Genomic DNA, 18,359 nt, shown 5'->3' with positions numbered 1-18,359 from the left:
GGCCCGAGCGGTTGCCCGGGACCGGAATCAAAAGGTTATTGAAGAACGAAATAATCGTAGCGCATCGACACCGTGACCTGGAACGGCTCGGCCTGCTCGATCACGCTGGCACGGCGTTCGGCACTGGCGCGCCAGCCGTGGGGCGTCATGGCCAGCAGGTTGGCGCGGTCCTGGCCACTGTCGAGGGTCAGCTTGAATTCGAGGGTTTCGCTGTGATCCAGCACCATGCCCGGCGGCACCAGGGCCAGGTGCTTGTCGTCGGTGTACTCGCGCACTTCGTCGTACAGGCGCTCGCGCAACTCCATCAAGTGGCCGGCGGTGGGGCCGACTTTCATCAGGCCGCCGCCGGGGCTGAGCAAGCGCTTGGCCTCCTGCCAGTCCAGCGGGCTGAACACGCTGGCCAGGAACTGGCAGCAGCCGTCCGCCAGCGGCACCCGGGCCATGCTGGCGATCAACCAGGTCAGCTGCGGGTTGCGTTTGCAGGCGCGCTTGACCGCCTCGCGGGAAATGTCCAGGGCATAGCCATCGGCGTTGGGCAACGCTTCGGCGATCTGCGCGGTGTAGTAGCCCTCGCCACAGCCGATGTCCAGCCAGCGCCCGGGCGCGCGTTCGGCGGCCAGTTCCGCCAGGCGCCGGGCGACCGGGGCGTAATGCCCGGCGTTGAGGAAGTCGCGGCGGGCTTCGACCATCGCCTGGTTGTCACCGGGGTCGCGGCTGTTCTTGTGCTGCACCGGCAGCAGGTTCAGGTAACCCTGCCGCGCGCGGTCGAAGCGGTGGCCGGCCGGGCACACCACGCCGTTGTCCACCGCGTTCAGCGGTTCACTGCAGATCGGGCAGGCGAGCATCAGGCGAGCAACTTGATCAGCGTCTTGTAGTAGATCTCGGTCAGCACATCGAGATCGGCGGCCAGCACGCGTTCGTTGACCTGGTGGATGGTCGCGTTGACCGGCCCCAGTTCCACCACTTGCGTGCCCATGGTGGCGATGAAGCGCCCGTCGGACGTGCCGCCGCTGGTGGACGCCTGGGTCTCGCGCCCGGTGACGTCCTTGATGCTCGACGATACGGCGTCGAGCAGCGCACCGGGTTCGGTGAGGAACGGCAGGCCGGACAGCGCCCAGTCGATGTGCCAATCCAGCTGATGCTTGTCGAGAATGTCGGCAACGCGCTGTTGCAGGCCTTCGACGGTGGATTCGGTGGAGAAGCGGAAGTTGAACACCGCCACCAGGTCACCGGGGATCACGTTGGTCGCACCGGTGCCGGAATTGAGGTTGGATATCTGGAAACTGGTCGGCGGGAAGAAGTCGTTGCCGTGGTCCCAATGCTCGGCGGCCAGTTCAGCCAAGGCGGGCGCGGCCAGGTGGATCGGGTTCTTCGCCAGGTGTGGATAAGCCACGTGGCCTTGCTTGCCGCGCACGGTCAACTTCGCGCCGAGGGAACCGCGCCGGCCATTCTTGACCACATCGCCCACCAACGTGGTGCTCGACGGTTCGCCGACGATGCACCAGTCCAGTCGTTCCTGACGGGCCTTGAGACGCTCGACCACGGCTTTGGTGCCGTGGTGGGCCGGGCCTTCTTCATCGCTGGTGATCAGGAAGGTCAGCGAGCCCTTGTGGTCCGGGTAGTCGGAGACGAACCGTTCGGCCGCCACGACCATCGCCGCCAGGCTGCCTTTCATGTCTGCCGCGCCACGGCCGCAGAGCATGCCCTGTTCGTCGATGACCGCATCGAACGGGTCGAGCTGCCAGGCCTGCACCGGACCGGTCGGCACCACGTCGGTGTGCCCGGCGAAGCACAGCACCGGACCGTCATGCTTGCCATGGCTGGCCCAGAAGTTATCCACATCCTCGATACGCATCGGTTCGAGCGTAAAGCCCGCGTTGCCCAGGCGCTGCATCATCAGTTTCTGGCAATCGGCATCCACCGGCGTCACGGACGGACGGCGGATCAGGTCGCAGGCGAGTTGCAGGGTCGGCGAGAGGTCGGCGTGGGCCGTCATGAAAGCTCCGGGAATATAGTGTGAACGCAAGGCTTATGCAGGCGCGGGCTGGCTCGCGCAAAATGGCGGTTATCTTATAGCAAAACGACCACCATGGGCCCCTGGTGCGGGACAGGTGGAGCACAAAACCTGTGGGAGCAAGCTCGCTCCCACAGAGGTTTTGCTTAAATTGCCGAGACAAAGCCCTATAATGCGCGCCGGTTTTTGGGGTAATGGTCATGAGTACAGAAGATCCACGGTTTGCCGGTATCGCCCGTTTGTATGGCATCGAAGGCCTGGAGCGCCTGCGGGCGGCCCATGTGGCGATTGTCGGGGTTGGCGGTGTCGGCTCCTGGGCGGCGGAAGCCATTGCCCGTTGCGGCGTGGGCGAGATCTCGCTGTTTGACCTGGACGATGTCTGCGTCAGCAACGCCAACCGTCAGTTACACGCCCTGGACAGTACCGTCGGCAAACCCAAGGTGGAGGTGATGGCCGAGCGGCTGCGCGGGATCAACCCCGACTGCACCGTGCACGCGGTGGCCGACTTCGTCACCCGCGACACCATGGCCGAATACATCACGCCGAACATCGATTGCGTGATCGACTGCATCGACAGCGTCAACGCCAAGGCTGCGCTGATCGCCTGGTGCAAGCGCCGCAAGATCCAGATCATCACCACCGGCGGCGCGGGCGGGCAGATCGACCCGACGCTGATCCAGGTTTGCGACTTGAACCGTACGTTCAACGATCCGCTGGCCTCCAAGGTGCGCTCCACCTTGCGCCGCGACTACGGCTTTTCCCGCACCGTGACCCGTCACTACAGCGTGCCTTGCGTGTTCTCCACCGAACAACTGCGCTACCCGAAACCGGACGGCAGCATTTGCTTGCAGAAGAGTTTTGTCGGCGACGGCGTCAAGCTCGACTGCGCTGGCGGGTTCGGTGCGGTGATGATGGTGACGGCGACGTTCGGCATGGTCGCGGCGACCAAGGCTGTGGATAAGATCGTGGCGGGCGTGCGGCGGCCGGCGGACAGGGTCAAGCCTCAGGTTTGAGCACTGGAGCTGATGCCCTCATCGCGAGCAGGCTCGCTCCCACATTGGATCTCAAGGAACACAAATTTTGTGTACGACACGGATCCCCTGTGGGAGCGAGCCTGCTCGCGATGGCGATCATTCAGTCAGCTCAAGCATCCGCTTCAACACTGCATTCAAGCCATTGCTACGCGACGGCGACAACTGCCGCGACAATCCCAACTGATTGAACCAGCCCGGCAAATCCACCTGCTGCAACTCTTCAGCGGACAATCCGTTGACCCGCGCCAACAGCAACGCCACCAGCCCACGGATCAACCGCGCATCGCTGCTGGCGCAAAACTGCCAATGCCCGTCGTGCAACTGACCCACCAGCCACACCTGGCTTTCACAGCCGTGGACGAGGTTGGCCTCGCACTTGTCTTCGTCGCTCAGGGGCGGCAGGTGCTCGCCCCATTGCATCAGCAGTCGGGCGCGTTGTTCCCAACCTGACGCGTCCTGGAAAATCTGCAGCGCGGTGGCGGCCTCGGCGGGCAGGTTCATCGGAGCATCTCCAGGGCCTGGTCCAGCGCCTCGAAGAAACGCTCGAGATCAGCGGAGTCGTTGTACAGCGCCAGCGACACCCGAATCGCCCCCGACAGATTCAAATGCTTGAACAACGGCATTGCGCAGTGATGCCCGGCGCGCACCGCGATGCCTTGCTCGGTCAGCAGGTGGGCCAGGTCGGCGTTGTGAATGCCTTCGACCACGAAGCTGACCAGCGCCAGGCGCGGGTTGCCCACCAGGCGAACGCCGTTGCGGGCCAACAGGCCATGGAGCAGGTAGTCATGCAGCGCTGCCTCATGCTCGATGACCGCCTGCGGGTCGAGGTCGGACAGGTAATCCAGGGTCGCCCCCAGGCCGATCACGCTGGCAATCGGCGGCGTGCCCGCTTCGAAACCCAGCGGCGCCGGGCGGAAGCTGGCGCTGTGGTAATCGGCCTGTTGCACCATTTCGCCGCCGAACTGCCAATGACGCAAGTTGCCGAGGGCTTCGGTACGGCCAAACAGCACGCCCAGCCCATCGGGGCCGTAGAGTTTGTGGCTGGAAAACACGTAAAAGTCGCAACCCAGCGCCTCCACGTCGTGGCGACCGTGAACCACGCCTTGGGCGCCATCGATCACCGTCAGCGCGCCCTGGGCCTTGGCCAGCGCCAGCAGCGCCGGCACCGGCTGCCAGGCCCCGAGCACATTGGATAACTGGCTCACCGCCAGCAAGCGCGTACGCGGGCCGATCAGTTCGGCGGCGGCGCCAGGGTCGATCACCCCGTCGGCATCCAGTGGCAACACCACCAGGGTCAATGAACGGCGTTCGGCCAGTTGCTGCCACGGCAGCAGGTTGGCGTGGTGTTCCAGGGCGCTGATGACGATCTCATCGCCCGGGTTGAATAGATATTCCAGCCCATAGGCCAGTAGGTTCAGCGCCGAAGTGGCGCCGTGGGTGAAGACTACTTGTCCGCAGTTTCCGGCATTGAGCCACTGCGAAACCTTGAGGCGGCTGTCCTCGAACGCCTGTGTGGCATGGGCGCCCGGCAAATGTTGCGCACGGTGCACGTTGGCCGCGCCATTGACGTAGTAATGCGTCAGGGCATCCAGCAGTGCTTGGGGTTTTTGCGTGGTGGCGGCGCTGTCCAGGTAGGTCTGGCCTTGCCGTTGCAGGGCGGCGATGGCCGGGAAATCGGCACGCCAGGGGGATTGGATCAACATGCTTTCGGGCCCTGCTCGAATGACGCCGGACCCTGTGGGAGCGGGCTTTTTTTGTGGGAGCCAAGCTTGGCTCCCACAAAAAGGCTCGCTCCCACAGGTGGTGGTGTGAAGCTTAGTTGTGGGCGTGCAGCGCTTCGTTCAGCTCGATGGCCGATTTGTGCGTCTTGCATTCCACCGCACCGGTCTCGGAGTTGCGGCGGAACAACAGGTCAGGCTGGCCGGCCAGGTCGCGGGCCTTGACCACTTTGACCAGTTGGTTGTTTTCGTCCAGCAGCTTCACTTTGGTGCCGGCGGTCACGTACAGGCCCGACTCCACGGTGTTGCGGTCGCCCAGTGGGATACCGATACCGGCGTTGGCGCCGATCAGGCAGCCTTCGCCGACCTTGATCACGATGTTGCCGCCGCCCGACAGGGTGCCCATGGTCGAGCAACCGCCGCCCAGGTCCGAGCCCTTGCCGACGAATACGCCCGCCGAAACACGGCCTTCGATCATGCCCGGGCCTTCGGTGCCAGCGTTGAAGTTGACGAAACCTTCGTGCATCACGGTGGTGCCTTCGCCCACGTAGGCGCCCAGGCGGACCCGTGCGGCATCGGCGATACGCACGCCGGCCGGAACCACGTAGTCGGTCATTTTCGGGAACTTGTCCACCGAGAACACTTCCAGCAGCTCGCCACGCAGGCGGGCTTCGAGCTGATGCTCAGCCAGTTCGCTCAAGTCGATCGCGCCCTGGCTGGTCCAGGCCACGTTCGGCAGCAGCGGGAAGATGCCGGCCAGGTTCAGGCCATGAGGCTTGACCAGGCGATGGGACAGCAGGTGCAGCTTGAGGTAGGCCTCAGGGGTGGAAGACAGTTGGGCGTCTTCGGCCAGCAGCGTGGCGACCAGCGGCTTGTGGCTTTCGGCCAGGCGGGTCAGCAGCGCGGCTTGCGCGGCATCGACACCCTTGAGTGCTTCTGCCAGTTGCGAGGCCTGGGCGGTGGTGAAGGTGATGGCCTGGTTGCCTTCGCTGTAGCCGAGAATCGGCGCGATGGCTGCGACGATGTCAGCCGACGGGTTGAGCAGCGGCTGTGCGTAGAACACTTCCAGCCAGGCGCCTTGACGGTTTTGAGTGCCGACACCGAAGGCCAGGCTGAACAGGGTAGTGGACATGAAATTACCTCTACAAATGGACTGGGCAGGCTTACTTGATCTCTGCCGCATAAATATCTGGCTTGAAGCCAATCAGGGTTCGGTCACCGAGGTCAAGAACCGGGCGCTTGATCATCGAGGGTTGGGCGAGCATCAGTTCGATGGCTTTCGGCTGGTCGAGATCGGCTTTGCGTTCGTCGTCGAGTTTGCGAAAGGTCGTACCGGCACGATTCAACACCACTTGCCAGCCATGCTCGTTGCACCATTGGGTCAGGTGCTCACGGTCGATGCCTGCAGTTTTGTAATCGTGAAAGTCATAGCGCACCGCGTGCTCATCGAGCCAGGTACGCGCTTTTTTCATCGTATCGCAGGCTTTGATGCCGAAAAGGTGCAACGTTTTGCTTGAATCGGTCAAGGAACTGCCCCCTTTGCAGGTGCTGAAAATAAAAGGTGAAGGATTATGCCATGACCGGACGGTTTCGCGACGGTCCAGATCGGTATGCACTCAAACCTGTGGGAGCGAGCTTGCTCGCGATACAGACGACACGGTTCAACTGCAAGACCGGGCCACCGTTCATCGCGAGCAAGCTTTGCTCCCACAGGCTCATTGCCACAGGGCAGGGCTGCGACATAGGTACAACGGCCAGACCCATGCTAAGCGGCTAATATGGCACTTCAACGGCAAGCTGTTGCCGGATGTGTGTTGCTGTCATTGGAAAACCGTCATGCAAAGCGCCTATACCGTCCTGATCCTGTTAATGCTGGTGGGCGTGTCGCGCCTGATCGGGCGGTTGATCCCCCTGCCGTTGCCCCTGGTGCAGATCGGCGCCGGTGCCTTGTTGGCCTGGCCGTCCCTGGGCCTGCACGTAGCTCTCGATCCCGAACTGTTCCTGTTTCTCTTCTTGCCTCCGCTGCTGTTTTCCGATGGCTGGCGCATGCCCAAGCGCGAGTTGTGGCGCCTGCGAGGGCCGATCCTGACGCTGGCGGTGGGGCTGGTGTTGTTCACGGTGGTGGGTGCCGGTTATTTCATTCATTGGCTGCTGCCGAGTATCCCGCTGCCGGTGGCCTTCGCCCTGGCTGCCGTGCTGTCGCCTACCGACGCGGTGGCGGTGTCGGCGATTACCCGGGACCGCTTGCCCGCGCCGCTGATGCACGTGCTGCAGGGCGAGGCGCTGATGAACGATGCGTCGGGCCTGGTGACCTTCAAGTTCGCCTTGGCCGCGGCGATCACCGGCGTGTTTTCCCTGGCGAATGCCAGCCTGACCTTCGTCCTGGTGGCGGTTGGCGGCCTGTTGGTGGGCGTGGGCTTGAGCTGGCTGGTGGGGCGTCTGCGGGCCTGGATGATTGCTCGGGGTTGGGACGACCCGGCCACCCACGTGGTGTTCATGCTGCTGCTGCCGTTCGCGGCCTATGTGCTGGCCGAACGCTTGGGCGCTTCGGGCATTCTCTCGGCGGTGGCGGCGGGGATGATGCAGAGTTGGCTCGACCTGCTGCCGCGCCAGACCGGTACGCGGCTGCTCAATCGCAGCGTCTGGTCGCTGCTGGAATTCGCCTTCAACGGCTTGATCTTCCTGCTGCTGGGCCTGCAATTACCGGACATCATCAAGGCAGTGACCAGCCACGAGACGACGCTGTGGCCAACGCTGTTCTACCGCTGCCTGGATGTGGTGGCGATTTTCCTGGTGTTGCTAGTGCTGCGATTTGTCTGGGTGCAAAGCACCTGGCGCCTGTCCGGGCTGTTGCGGCGCTGGCGCGGTGAGCGCGAACTGACCCTGGTGCCGACCGCACGCTCCTGCTGGTTGCTGACCTTCGGCGGAGTGCGCGGCGCGGTGACACTGGCGGGAGTGCTGTCGGTGCCGTTGCTGTTGGCCGCGGGTGAGCAGTTTCCCGAGCGCGACTTGCTGATCTTCATTGCCGCCGGGGTGATTCTGTTGTCGTTGATTGCGGCCTGCATCGCCTTGCCATTGCTGCTGCGGGGCATCGAGAGGAGCCCCGACGACAAACGTCGTACCGAAGTGCGTGATGCCTGGCGCAAAACCGCTGAAGCGGCGATTCATGCACTGGAAGTGGAGGAGCCGACCGAAGCGACCAGTACGCCGGATGCGGCCCAGGCGGCGCTGGCGACCGAGGTCAAGGCGCGGCTGATGTCTGAGTATCGCCATCAGTTGGAGGTGTTCAACGACTCCGCCGAAGCCCAGGCGCTGGCGTTCGAAATGGACCTGCTGGAACGCCGGCTGCGCTTGAAGGCCTATCGGGCGCAGCGGTTGGAGTTGTATCGCCTCAGTCGTCATCATCAGATTGGGGATGATGTGTTGCGTGAGGTGCTGGGGGAGTTGGATTTGGCTGAGGCGAATTTGGGGTTGGGTAAATAACGGCAGGGTCAGAGCGGAAGGTAGGCCTTCACACCGGCGATTACGCCTTGCTTGTCTTCAGAGCCCAGGCGAGGAACGAAGTACTCTCGACCCTTGGATCGAGTCTTTCTGTGCAGCTTGTCCAGACGTTCAAAGCTCACGGTATAGATCATGTCGCACTTTACCCACAGTTCTTTGTAGCCATCGGACTGGAGGGGATTGCTGCGGAGCAGGTAGTGCCAGTCCTGCTGAGTCTGTGGCGTTGTGGAGGAAATCGGCACCACGGTACAGAGCTTGCGACTGTGTGTGGCAGTAGGGGAGATCACCACCACCTTGCGGATCTTCAGCATTTCAGGTGCAACAAAGCCCCGCGTGAAGTCGCAAAGAAGAACATCGCCTTGCTTGGGATGGTAATAAAGAGGCATTCCTTATCCTCATAAAAAAGCAAAGCCGCCCGAAGGCGGCTTCAATCGACACGCAGTTGAGCTTGCTTCGCCCTTTCTGCGCCGCTGGGTCAACCCCGAGAGGGACCCAGACTCCTGCCAACTCTCGCTGGTGACGGGGTCGATTATGGCTACCGGCAATAGCGAATTCAAGCCAGCTTGAACCCTCGTCACAGGGTTAAATGAGGTCTTTCGGTGTACAACTTTAGCGAAATCAAAGGCTTGGCGTCTGCGGTACGTTTTATGTCTTTTCTTGTCTGAGCAGACAGATTGTCGTCTGTCAGACGCACCGAAGTTTCCGACAAGTTTTTAAGGTTGTCCGTCGGAAGCGAGGGCTCTAGCCTCTGGGTGTCGCTGCCAATTCAGCGACCGGACGTGAGAATCCGAACACCCACTATGCGCATAGGCGCCCGCCATATAAAGTGCAGGCGCGTTTCGTCCATGCATCATGTTATGGCGGCTGTGCGCGGGCATGTTTCGACATGGCCGGGTTCGGTGGTGTTGACCCGGATTCTCACCCCGCGTACGGCTGCCACTCTATAGGTCCGTGAGAAGACTTTGTGGTAGCTCCAACACCTTAGGAGCATCACATGATCAAAGAAACTCCAAATCCACCAAAACCTGCCTCCACTTTCCCCTACGGCGATTACGCACCCGAAAAGCTGCAAGAGGCCGCTGACCGTGTGCTGGATCATTACCTCAAACCTGGCGACAGCAAGTCAGAACCCAAACCCTCGGTACAATTATTCACTGTGGCTGACGGTATCGACACCGAAGTGTTGCTGGCCAACCTCAGCGAAACCCTGGCTTCGGCCAATGCAATGCTCAATGACCTTGCCTTCGATCAGGACGGATCGCGACGACATGTAGCATTGGGAGTGGCCCAGATGATTGAGTTGGGGATGTTGTTGGCGAACAAGTGCATGGACCGGGTAGAGCTTCGGACTTGATGTAATAGGTGCCGGCCTCATCGCGAGCAAGCTCGCTCCCACAGGGGGGCAGTGTCGATGGATCGTTCCCACGCTCTGCGTGGGAATGCCGCCAGGGACGCTCCGCGTTCCGCTTCAGGGAGGCGACGCAGAGCGTCACGGGATGCATTCCCACGCAGAGCGTGGGAACGATCGATGGGGGGATTAACCCCGACGCTGGATGAACGCGCGGATTCGCTCCGCCGCTTCCACGCATTCAGCCAGCGGCGCGACCAGGGCCATGCGCACGCGTCCGGCGCCTGGGTTGACGCCTTCCACTTCGCGGGACAGGTAGGAGCCCGGTACGACCGTCACGTGTTCCTGTTCGAACAGGTCCCGGCAGAACGTCGCATCGTCGCCCGCTACGTTCGGCCACAGGTAGAAGCTGCCATCGGGGCGTTGCACGTCCAGCACCGGGCTGAGGATCTCCAGCACCGCGTCGAATTTCTCCCGGTACAGCGCGCGGTTGGCGCGTACGTGCACTTCGTCGTTCCACGCGGCAATGCTCGCCAGTTGGGTCTGAACCGGCATCGCGCAGCCATGGTAGGTGCGGTACAGCAGGAAACCCTTGAGGATGTCCGCGTCGCCAGCGACGAAACCGGAACGCAGGCCCGGCAGGTTGGAGCGTTTGGACAGGCTGTGGAACACCACACAGCGCTTGAAATCCTTGCGACCGAGTTCGACGCAGGCGCTGAGCAGCCCCGGCGGTGGGGTTTGTTCGTCGAAGTACAGTTCGCTGTAGCACTCGTCCGCGGCGATGACGAAGTCATATTCGTCAGCCAGGGCGATGAGTTTCTTCAGTACATCCACCGGGATCAGCGCGCCGGTCGGGTTGCCAGGGGAGCACAGGAACAGGATCTGGCAGCGTTTCCAGATGTCCGGCGATACCGCATCGAAATCCGGATTGAAGCCGTTCGCGTCCAGGCACGGCAGGTAGTGCGGCTTGGCCCCGGCCAGGAACGCCGCGCCTTCGTAGATCTGATAGAACGGGTTCGGGCTGACCACCAGGGCGTCGTCGCCACGGTTGACTACGGTCTGGGTGAAAGCGAACAGGGCTTCACGGGTGCCATTGACCGGCAGCACATGGCGCGCCGGGTCCAGCCAGCCGTTTGGCACGTCGAAGCGGCGCTCGCACCAACCGGTGATGGCCTCACGCAACTCGGGGATGCCGAGGGTGGTCGGGTACACCGCCATCTTTTCCAGATTGCTGGCCAGGGCCTCAGCCACGAAGCTGGGCGAGCGATGCTTGGGTTCGCCGATGGACAGGGCGATCGGGCGTTTGTCCGGGTTGGGCGTGACGCTGCCAAGCAAGGCGCGGAGCTTTTCGAAAGGGTAGGGCTGGAGTTGGTTCAGAGCGTTGTTCATCAAGGGCCTCGTCAATGTGGGCGCGGTCCTTGTGGGAGCGAGCTTGCTCGCGATGGCGGTGAGTCAGGCAGCATCAATGCTGGATGCTCCGTCGCTATCGCGAGCAAGCTCGCTCCCACAGAGGGAGATTGTTCGTTCAGATGCTGATACGTGTCATGTGAGCATCGGGTTCCTGGTTGACGCTCAAATGCTGCACGATCGCTTCCTGCAAGCGGCTGCACAGCTGCGGATCGGACAGCGGCTGGTTATGTGCGTCGGTGATGAAGAAGACGTCTTCCACCCGTTCGCCGAGGGTGGCGATCTTGGCGTTTTGCAGCGACAGGTCGAACTCCAGGAAAATATGGCCGATCCGCGCCAGCAGGCCCGGGCGGTCCGGAGCGCTGAGCTCCAGCACGGTGACCTGGCGCTGGGCGTCGTTGTGGATCGTCACCTGGGGCGCGAAGGCGAAGTGCTTGAGCTGGCGCGGCACCCGGCGCTGGATGATGGTCGGGTAGTCCGCCGGGTTGCGCAGGGCTTCGGTCAGGCCGTCGCGGATCTGCTTGACCCGCGCCGGGTTATCGCCAATCGAGTCGCCGTCGGTGTCGAGCACGATGTAGGTGTCGAGGGTGAACTGGCTGCTGGAGGTAATGACCCGGGCGTCGTGAATGTTGAGGTTGAGCTGGTCCATCGCCGCCACGGTCACGGCGAAGAAGTCGTGCTGGTCCGGGGCGTAGATGAAGATCTGCGTGCCACCTTCGAACTCGCGCTGGGTGGTTTCTTTGATCAGCACCAGCGGCCCGCCATCGGCCGGTTGCTGGAGGATCGCGTCGCTGTGCCAGGCCACGTCGCCGGCGGTATGGCGCAGGAAATAGTCATCGCCCAGTTGCGACCAGAGCTGCTCGACGTCGTCCGGATCGGTGCCGCCGCGCACCAGGATGTCCAGGGCTGCGCTTTGGGTGCGACGGATCTGCTCTTCGCGGTCCACCGGGTTTTCCAGGCCGCGGCGCAAGGCGCGCTTGGTCTCGGTGTAGAGCTGGCGCAACAGGCTGGCGCGCCAGGAATTCCACAGGGTCGGATTGGTGGCGTTGATGTCGGCCACGGTCAGCACGTAGAGGTAATCCAGACGTGTTTCATCGCCGACGTTCTGGGCGAAGTCGTGGATCACCTGCGGGTCGGACAAGTCCTTGCGCTGGGCGGTGGTGGACATCATCAGGTGGTTCTGCACCAGCCAGACGATCAGCCGGCTGTCCCACAGGGGCAGTTGATGGCGCTGGCAGAACGCCTCGGCATCCACCGCACCAATCTCGGAGTGATCGCCTTGGCGGCCCTTGCCGATGTCGTGATACAGCCCTGCCATGTAGATCAGTTCGGGCTTGGGCAACTTGGCCATGAGCTTGCTGGCCAGCGGGAATTTTTCCGACACCTGGGTGTACTGCAGCTTACGCAGGTGCTTGATCAGGTTCAGGGTGTGGGCATCGACCGTGTAGATGTGGAACAGGTCATGTTGCATCTGCCCGACAATGAAGCCGAACTCCGGCAGATAACGCCCGAGGATCCCGTAGCGGTTCATGCGCCGCAGGTTGCGGTGCACGCCGATCTTGCACTTGAACAACTCGATGAACAGGCTGGTGTTGCGGATATCGTGGCGGAAATCTTCATCGATCAGATGACGGTTTTCCCGCAGCAGGCGAATGGTGTCGGCGCGTACACCCTTGATTTCCGGCTGCTGGGCCATGAGCACGAAGATTTCCAGCATGGCGAACGGCGTGCGGCGGAATACATTGGCGTTGCGCGCCTCGATGTAGCCGTCGTGCAGTTGGAAACGAGAGTTGATCGGCTGCGGCGGTTCTTCGTCTTCGGGGGCGAGGATGACTTCCTCGAAGTGCTGGATGATCAATTCGCTGAGCTGGGCAATGCTCATCACCACGCGGTAGTACTGCTGCATGAAGTTTTCGATGGTTTGCTTGGCATCCTGCCCTTCGAAACCCAACAGGCTGGCGATGGAGCGCTGATGGTCGAACAGCAGGCGGTCCTCGGAGCGCCCGGCCAGCATGTGCAGGGCGTAGCGGACCTTCCACAGAAATTCCTGGGACGAGGCCAGCAAGGCGTTTTCGCTTTCCACCAGGAAACCTTCACCGGCCAGGGCGCGCAGGTTCAGCGTGCCGTACTGGCGACGGGCGACCCACAGGATCGTCTGGATGTCCCGCAGCCCGCCGGGCGAGCCCTTGACGTTGGGCTCCAGGTTGTATTCGGTGTCGTTGTACTTGTGGTGGCGGGCCTTCTGCTCGGCGCGCTTGGCCAGGAAAAAGTCCTTGCTGGGCCACATGTGCGCCGTGCTGGTGACATCGAGCATGCGCTGGCGCAGGTGCTCGGGGCCGGCAATGGTGCGGCTTTCCATCAGGTTGGTGATCACCGTCAGGTCGGCGCGGGCCTCGTCGGCGCATTCCTGCACCGAACGCACGCTCTGGCCGACTTCCAGGCCGATGTCCCACAGCAGCGTCAGGAACCGTTCGATGGAGTCACGGAAAACTTCATGATCGGCGCTGTCGAGCAGGATCAGCAGATCGATGTCGGAGTAGGGGTGCAGTTCGCCGCGCCCGTAGCCGCCGACCGCGACCAGGGCGATGTCGGCATCCTCGCTCCAGTTGAACTGCTCCCAGGCCTTCTGCAGGATGTTATCGACGAACCAGGCACGGTCCTCTATCAGCCGCCGAATGTCCCGGCCATTGCGAAAGCGCTGGTCGAGCACTTCGTGGGCCTGGCGGATCGCCTTCTTGAACGCCGAGATGGGGCTTGCCTTCAGGGCCAGTTCAGCCTGGAACTGGCCGCGGTCGAAGAGTTCGGGATCCACCTGCGGCATTGAATGACTTTCCTTTCTATCTATATCTATAGGCTGGGTTCGGATCAGGCGGAAACGCGAGGGATGGTGTCATCGCTGCGCAGGGTGAAGATCTCGTATCCGGTCTCGGTGACCAGCAAGGTGTGTTCCCACTGGGCCGACAGCTTGCGATCCTTGGTGATGGCAGTCCAACCGTCGCCCAGCACCTTGGTGTCGGCGCGCCCCTGGTTGATCATCGGCTCGATGGTGAAGGTCATGCCCGCCTGCAGTTCCATGCCCGTGCCGGCACGGCCGTAGTGCAGGATCTGCGGTTCTTCGTGGAACACCTTGCCGATGCCATGGCCGCAGAACTCGCGAACCACCGAGAAGCCGTTTTTCTGCGCGTGCTTCTGGATCACTTCGCCGATATCCCCCAGGCGGCAGCCCGGCTTCACCAGTTCGATGGCCATGTACATGCATTCCTGGGTGACCTTGGACAGGCGCTGGGCCCACTCCGGCACGTTGCCGACATGGAACATGCGGCTGGTGTCGCCGTGAAAGCCGTCCTTGATGACGGTGACGTCGATGTTCAGGGTATCGCCATCCTTCAACGGTTTTTCGTTGGGGATGCCGTGGCAGACCACGTGGTTGATCGAGGTGCAGATCGACTTCGGGAAGCCTTTGTAGTTGAGCGGGGCCGGGATGGCTTTCTGCTCGTTGACGATGTAGTCATGGCAGATGCGGTCCAGCTCTTCGGTGGTCACGCCAGGCTTTACGTAGTCGGCGATCATCTCCAGCACATCGGCGGCGAGTTTGCCGGCGACACGCATTTTGGCGATGTCCTCGGGAGTCTTGAGGGTAACGGTCATACAGGCTCTCTCTGCGCCTGACGGCGCTGTTCAAAACGAAATGGGCGGCGGATGATGATTCACGTGGCCCTGAAAGAGACGATTCTAACAGACGATCAGCGCAAATCCGCGTCCACATGCATCGCTTCTCTCTATAAGGGTGTGCATCCATGGCCCATGAAAGGGCTGTGGGAGGGGCACTTCGCCAGGATTTCAGAATCCGTGTTCCGTTTTCGCCCTTGCTGTGGTATAAAATGCGCCGCTTTCCGGGGATGACCCCGTAAGCTTAAATCCACACACGTGTCGACACGATGACCTGGGTGCCTTTGGCTTTTATAGCCGCTGGTTGGTCATTGGGATACGTGGAGGCCAAACCCGACTTATCAAGGAACTATCATGTCCCAAGTCAACATGCGCGATATGCTGAAGGCCGGTGTGCACTTCGGTCACCAGACCCGTTACTGGAACCCGAAAATGGGCAAGTACATTTTCGGCGCGCGTAACAAGATCCACATTATCAACCTTGAAAAAACCCTGCCGATGTTCAACGAAGCACTGACCTTCGTAGAGCGCCTGGCCCAGGGCAAAAACAAGATTCTGTTCGTCGGCACCAAGCGTTCCGCTGGCAAGATCGTTGCTGAAGAAGCAGCACGTTGCGGTTCGCCGTACGTCGATCACCGCTGGTTGGGCGGCATGCTGACCAACTTCAAGACCATTCGCGCTTCCATCAAGCGTCTGCGTGACCTTGAAGTCCAGTCCGAAGACGGTACTTTCGCCAAGCTGACCAAGAAAGAAGCGCTGATGCGCACTCGCGATCTTGAGAAGCTGGACCGCTCCCTGGGCGGTATCAAGGACATGGGCGGTCTGCCTGACGCACTGTTCGTGATCGACGTTGATCACGAGCGCATCGCGATCACCGAAGCCAACAAGCTGGGTATCCCGGTCATCGGCGTTGTCGATACCAACAGCAGCCCGGAAGGCGTTGACTACATCATCCCAGGCAACGATGACGCCATCCGCGCCATCCAGCTGTACATGGGTTCGATGGCTGACGCTGTTATCCGTGGTCGCAACAACGTGAATGGCGGCACCGAAGTCTTCGCTGAAGAAGCTCCGGCAGCAGCCGCTGAGTAATTGACGCCCTGGCGTTGACTCAGTAAGCAAAAAGGGGGCTTGGCCCCCTTTTTGCCACCTCGAAAACCATTTGCCGCCAGCGCAGTGACCTGTTTGTAACCTGCCGCGGCCTATAAGCAGTGGTTTTCCAGGAAGAATTGATCGCCCGTTCGATCGGGTGGAATGGTTGAAAACCTATCCAAGAGGATTTTGAAATGGCAGAGATTACTGCAGCGTTGGTCAAAGAACTGCGCGAGCGTACCGGCGAAGGCATGATGGACTGCAAGAAAGCCTTGACCAAGGCTGGCGGCGACATCGAAAAAGCCATTGATGACATGCGTGCTTCGGGCGCCATCAAGGCTGCCAAGAAAGCGGGCAACGTTGCCGCTGAAGGCGCGATCGGCATCAAGGATGACGGTAAGGCTGCCGTTATCATCGAAGTCAACTCGCAGACTGACTTCCTGGCTCTGCAAGACGACTTCAAGGCATTCGTTGCTGCCAGCGTAGAAAAAGCATTCGCCGACAAACTGACCGACGCAGCTCCGCTGATCGCCGCTCAGGAATCGGCTCGTGAAGCCCTGGTTGCCAAAGTAGGCGAAAACGTCAACATCCGTCGTCTGGTTCGCGTCGAAGGTGATGTTGTCGGTTCCTACCTGCACGGCAACAAGATCGGCGTCGTTGTAGCCCTCAAAGGCGGCAGCATCGAGCTGGCCAAGGACATCGCGATGCACGTCGCTGCCAGCAACCCTGAGTTCCTGTTGCCGTCGGAAGTTTCCGCTGATGCCATCGAGCGCGAGAAAGCCGTGTTCATGCAGCTCAACGAAGACAAGATCAAAGGCAAACCAGCCGAAATCGTTGAAAAAATGGTTGCCGGTCGTATCACCAAGTTCCTGGCTGAAGCCAGCCTGGTTGAGCAGGCGTTCGTCAAGAACCCTGAAATCAAGGTCGGTGAACTGGCCAAGAAAGGCGGCGCTGAAATCGTTTCCTTCACCTACTTCAAAGTGGGCGAAGGCATCGAGAAGCCAGTAGACAACTTCGCTGAAGAAGTTGCTGCTCAGCTGGCTGCCAGCAAGCAATAAGACAGTTTTTATAACTGTCGCCCTGAAGAGGCTGCCCGCTCACGCGCGCAGCCTCTTTTCGGATGGGGATGCCGATTTTTATTGGTTTCCTGTCGGAACTGGCTTACAAAGCCGTGTTCCGATGGCGCTGTGTCAGCGTCAAGCTAGAGTGAACGCAGGCTGAAAACAGCTTGCAAAGAATTTTCGAAAATACGCCGCAGGAGAGATTCGCAATGGCTCAGCAGGGCAGTGGTTATCAGGCTCGCTATAAACGCATTCTACTCAAGCTTAGCGGCGAGGCCCTGATGGGCTCGGAAGAGTTCGGGATCGATCCGAAAGTGCTGGATCGCATGGCCCTGGAAGTCGGCCAGCTGGTCGGGATCGGCGTTCAGGTCGGCCTGGTCATCGGCGGCGGCAACCTGTTCCGCGGCGCAGCGCTGAGCGCGGCCGGCATGGATCGGGTCACGGGCGACCACATGGGCATGCTGGCCACTGTGATGAACGCCCTGGCTATGCGTGACGCGCTGGAGCGTGCCAATATCTCGGCCATCGTGATGTCGGCCATTTCCATGGTTGGCGTGACCGATCACTACGACCGCCGCAAAGCCATGCGCCACCTCAACTCCAAGGAAGTGGTGATTTTTGCCGCCGGTACCGGTAATCCGTTCTTCACCACGGATTCGGCCGCCTGCCTGCGAGCGATCGAGATCGATGCCGATGTCGTGCTCAAGGCAACCAAGGTCGATGGCGTCTATACCGCTGACCCGTTCAAGGACCCGCATGCCGAGAAGTTCGATCATCTGACCTACGATGAAGTGCTGGATCGCAAGCTGGGTGTAATGGATCTGACGGCTATCTGCCTGTGCCGCGACCACAAGATGCCGCTGCGCGTCTTTAACATGAACAAGCCCGGTGCCCTGCTGAATATCGTCCATGGCGGCGCCGAAGGAACACTGATCGAGGAAGTTCAACAATGATCAACGAAATCAAGAAAGACGCTGAACAGCGCATGCAGAAATCCCTGGAGTCCCTGGCGCACAACTTCGGTCGCATCCGCACCGGCCAGGCGCACCCGAGCATCCTTGAGGGCGTGATGGTGCCGTACTACGGCTCCGATACCCCGATCAAGCAAGTGGCCAACATCACCGTCAAGGACGCTCGCACCCTGCAGGTCGTGGCCTTTGAGCGCAACATGCTGGGCGCAGTCGACAAGGCCATCGGCAGTGCCGGTCTGAACCTGAACCCGACCAACCTGGGCGAGCTGCTGCTGATCTCCATGCCGGCCCTGACCGAGGAGACCCGCAAGGGCTTCACCAAGCAGGCTCGTGATGTGGCTGAAGACGCCCGTGTTGCCGTGCGCAACATCCGTCGTGATGCCAATAGCCAGCTCAAGGACCTGGTCAAGGAAAAGGAAATCAGCGAAGACGAAGAGCGTCGTGCCACTGGCGAGATCGACGACCTGACCAAGAAGTACGTGGCTAAGATCGACGCGGATTTGGCGCAGAAAGAAAAAGACCTGATGGCCGTATAAGGGTCTCG

The 18,359-nt window shown here is 61.2% G+C and carries 17 protein-coding genes; 7 read left to right on the top strand and 10 right to left on the bottom strand.

Annotated features, from left to right (window positions below; all coding sequences use genetic code 11):
• Positions 1-35 precede the first annotated feature (35 nt).
• On the bottom strand, positions 36-845 hold the full coding sequence (locus AB4O22_RS21085) for a putative RNA methyltransferase (protein WP_003198202.1): 810 nt from the start codon (positions 843-845) through the stop codon (positions 36-38).
• Positions 845-1,996, bottom strand: coding sequence for a succinyl-diaminopimelate desuccinylase (dapE, locus tag AB4O22_RS21080; protein ID WP_223472596.1), 1,152 nt, complete (start codon positions 1,994-1,996; stop codon positions 845-847). Before dapE ends, AB4O22_RS21085 begins: the two co-directional genes overlap by 1 nt.
• A 218-nt stretch (positions 1,997-2,214) precedes the next feature.
• Between dapE and tcdA the strand changes: the two genes are divergently transcribed.
• Complete coding sequence (tcdA, locus tag AB4O22_RS21075) at positions 2,215-3,027, top strand: tRNA cyclic N6-threonylcarbamoyladenosine(37) synthase TcdA (RefSeq protein ID WP_003198205.1); 813 nt, start codon at positions 2,215-2,217, stop codon at positions 3,025-3,027.
• A gap of 117 nt (positions 3,028-3,144) precedes the next feature.
• On the opposite strand, the gene AB4O22_RS21070 is transcribed toward tcdA, so the two are convergent.
• From AB4O22_RS21070 to AB4O22_RS21055, 4 genes are all read right to left on the bottom strand, one after another.
• On the bottom strand, positions 3,145-3,549 hold the full coding sequence (locus tag AB4O22_RS21070; protein ID WP_223472595.1) for a SufE family protein: 405 nt from the start codon (positions 3,547-3,549) through the stop codon (positions 3,145-3,147).
• Positions 3,546-4,751 carry an aminotransferase class V-fold PLP-dependent enzyme gene (locus tag AB4O22_RS21065; RefSeq protein ID WP_223472594.1) on the bottom strand — a complete coding sequence of 402 codons (1,206 nt, stop codon included), beginning with the start codon at positions 4,749-4,751 and terminating at the stop codon, positions 3,546-3,548. The genes AB4O22_RS21070 and AB4O22_RS21065 overlap by 4 nt, the downstream gene beginning before the upstream one ends.
• A 112-nt stretch (positions 4,752-4,863) precedes the next feature.
• A complete protein-coding gene (dapD, locus tag AB4O22_RS21060; RefSeq protein WP_003198211.1) occupies positions 4,864-5,898 on the bottom strand; it encodes a 2,3,4,5-tetrahydropyridine-2,6-dicarboxylate N-succinyltransferase in 1,035 nt (344 codons plus the stop codon).
• A 31-nt stretch (positions 5,899-5,929) separates the two neighbouring features.
• A complete protein-coding gene (locus AB4O22_RS21055) occupies positions 5,930-6,238 on the bottom strand; it encodes an arsenate reductase (RefSeq protein WP_460097736.1) in 309 nt (102 codons plus the stop codon).
• Positions 6,239-6,602: 364 nt separating this feature from the next.
• Between AB4O22_RS21055 and AB4O22_RS21050 the strand changes: the two genes are divergently transcribed.
• Positions 6,603-8,249 (top strand): Na+/H+ antiporter, encoded by a 1,647-nt coding sequence (locus AB4O22_RS21050; protein WP_223472592.1) that lies wholly within the window; start codon positions 6,603-6,605, stop codon positions 8,247-8,249.
• Between the two features lie 8 nt (positions 8,250-8,257).
• On the opposite strand, the gene AB4O22_RS21045 is transcribed toward AB4O22_RS21050, so the two are convergent.
• The gene (locus AB4O22_RS21045; protein ID WP_223472591.1) at positions 8,258-8,653 is read right to left on the bottom strand and encodes a type II toxin-antitoxin system PemK/MazF family toxin; all 396 of its coding nucleotides are present in this window, start codon (positions 8,651-8,653) and stop codon (positions 8,258-8,260) included.
• Positions 8,654-9,261: 608 nt separating this feature from the next.
• On the opposite strand from AB4O22_RS21045, the gene AB4O22_RS21040 reads away from it, so the two are divergent.
• Positions 9,262-9,621, top strand: coding sequence for a DUF6124 family protein (locus tag AB4O22_RS21040; protein WP_460097069.1), 360 nt, complete (start codon positions 9,262-9,264; stop codon positions 9,619-9,621).
• A 183-nt stretch (positions 9,622-9,804) separates the two neighbouring features.
• On the opposite strand, the gene dapC is transcribed toward AB4O22_RS21040, so the two are convergent.
• From dapC to map, 3 genes are all read right to left on the bottom strand, one after another.
• Entirely contained in the window at positions 9,805-11,004 is a 1,200-nt protein-coding gene (dapC, locus tag AB4O22_RS21035; RefSeq protein WP_460097067.1) for a succinyldiaminopimelate transaminase, read from the bottom strand.
• Between the two features lie 136 nt (positions 11,005-11,140).
• Positions 11,141-13,843 (bottom strand): [protein-PII] uridylyltransferase, encoded by a 2,703-nt coding sequence (locus AB4O22_RS21030; RefSeq protein WP_460097065.1) that lies wholly within the window; start codon positions 13,841-13,843, stop codon positions 11,141-11,143.
• A gap of 44 nt (positions 13,844-13,887) precedes the next feature.
• Positions 13,888-14,670: a type I methionyl aminopeptidase gene (gene map, locus AB4O22_RS21025; protein WP_003198229.1), complete on the bottom strand. Its 783-nt coding sequence runs from the start codon at positions 14,668-14,670 to the stop codon at positions 13,888-13,890.
• Positions 14,671-15,045: 375 nt separating this feature from the next.
• Here map and rpsB point away from each other — a divergent pair, with 375 nt between their 5' ends.
• The 4 genes from rpsB to frr all read left to right on the top strand — a co-directional run bounded on the left by rpsB (position 15,046) and on the right by frr (position 18,351).
• Positions 15,046-15,783 carry a 30S ribosomal protein S2 gene (gene rpsB, locus AB4O22_RS21020; protein ID WP_003198231.1) on the top strand — a complete coding sequence of 246 codons (738 nt, stop codon included), beginning with the start codon at positions 15,046-15,048 and terminating at the stop codon, positions 15,781-15,783.
• Positions 15,784-15,977: 194 nt separating this feature from the next.
• Positions 15,978-16,841, top strand: a complete 864-nt coding sequence (tsf, locus tag AB4O22_RS21015; RefSeq protein ID WP_003198233.1) for a translation elongation factor Ts — start codon at positions 15,978-15,980, stop codon at positions 16,839-16,841.
• Positions 16,842-17,053: 212 nt separating this feature from the next.
• Positions 17,054-17,797 carry a UMP kinase gene (gene pyrH, locus AB4O22_RS21010; protein ID WP_003198235.1) on the top strand — a complete coding sequence of 248 codons (744 nt, stop codon included), beginning with the start codon at positions 17,054-17,056 and terminating at the stop codon, positions 17,795-17,797.
• Positions 17,794-18,351 carry a ribosome recycling factor gene (frr, locus tag AB4O22_RS21005; RefSeq protein WP_003198238.1) on the top strand — a complete coding sequence of 186 codons (558 nt, stop codon included), beginning with the start codon at positions 17,794-17,796 and terminating at the stop codon, positions 18,349-18,351. The genes pyrH and frr overlap by 4 nt, the downstream gene beginning before the upstream one ends.
• Positions 18,352-18,359 lie beyond the last annotated feature (8 nt).

This window comes from Pseudomonas sp. S3_B11 (genome assembly GCF_054667715.1).
Note: the sequence above shows the minus strand (reverse complement) of the source record. Positions and strands in the feature narration are given on the sequence as shown.

Coding starts and splice junctions, on each gene's coding strand:
- tsf (WP_003198233.1), top strand. CDS start 15,978: ATGGCAGAGATTACTGCAGCGTTGGTCAAAGAACTGCGCGAGCGTACC.
- AB4O22_RS21085 (WP_003198202.1), bottom strand. CDS start 845: ATGCTCGCCTGCCCGATCTGCAGTGAACCGCTGAACGCGGTGGACAAC.
- dapC (WP_460097067.1), bottom strand. CDS start 11,004: ATGAACAACGCTCTGAACCAACTCCAGCCCTACCCTTTCGAAAAGCTC.
- AB4O22_RS21030 (WP_460097065.1), bottom strand. CDS start 13,843: ATGCCGCAGGTGGATCCCGAACTCTTCGACCGCGGCCAGTTCCAGGCT.
- AB4O22_RS21050 (WP_223472592.1), top strand. CDS start 6,603: ATGCAAAGCGCCTATACCGTCCTGATCCTGTTAATGCTGGTGGGCGTG.
- AB4O22_RS21040 (WP_460097069.1), top strand. CDS start 9,262: ATGATCAAAGAAACTCCAAATCCACCAAAACCTGCCTCCACTTTCCCC.
- dapD (WP_003198211.1), bottom strand. CDS start 5,898: ATGTCCACTACCCTGTTCAGCCTGGCCTTCGGTGTCGGCACTCAAAAC.
- pyrH (WP_003198235.1), top strand. CDS start 17,054: ATGGCTCAGCAGGGCAGTGGTTATCAGGCTCGCTATAAACGCATTCTA.
- AB4O22_RS21070 (WP_223472595.1), bottom strand. CDS start 3,549: ATGAACCTGCCCGCCGAGGCCGCCACCGCGCTGCAGATTTTCCAGGAC.
- tcdA (WP_003198205.1), top strand. CDS start 2,215: ATGAGTACAGAAGATCCACGGTTTGCCGGTATCGCCCGTTTGTATGGC.
- map (WP_003198229.1), bottom strand. CDS start 14,670: ATGACCGTTACCCTCAAGACTCCCGAGGACATCGCCAAAATGCGTGTC.
- AB4O22_RS21055 (WP_460097736.1), bottom strand. CDS start 6,238: ATGAAAAAAGCGCGTACCTGGCTCGATGAGCACGCGGTGCGCTATGAC.
- rpsB (WP_003198231.1), top strand. CDS start 15,046: ATGTCCCAAGTCAACATGCGCGATATGCTGAAGGCCGGTGTGCACTTC.
- AB4O22_RS21065 (WP_223472594.1), bottom strand. CDS start 4,751: ATGTTGATCCAATCCCCCTGGCGTGCCGATTTCCCGGCCATCGCCGCC.
- AB4O22_RS21045 (WP_223472591.1), bottom strand. CDS start 8,653: ATGCCTCTTTATTACCATCCCAAGCAAGGCGATGTTCTTCTTTGCGAC.
- dapE (WP_223472596.1), bottom strand. CDS start 1,996: ATGACGGCCCACGCCGACCTCTCGCCGACCCTGCAACTCGCCTGCGAC.
- frr (WP_003198238.1), top strand. CDS start 17,794: ATGATCAACGAAATCAAGAAAGACGCTGAACAGCGCATGCAGAAATCC.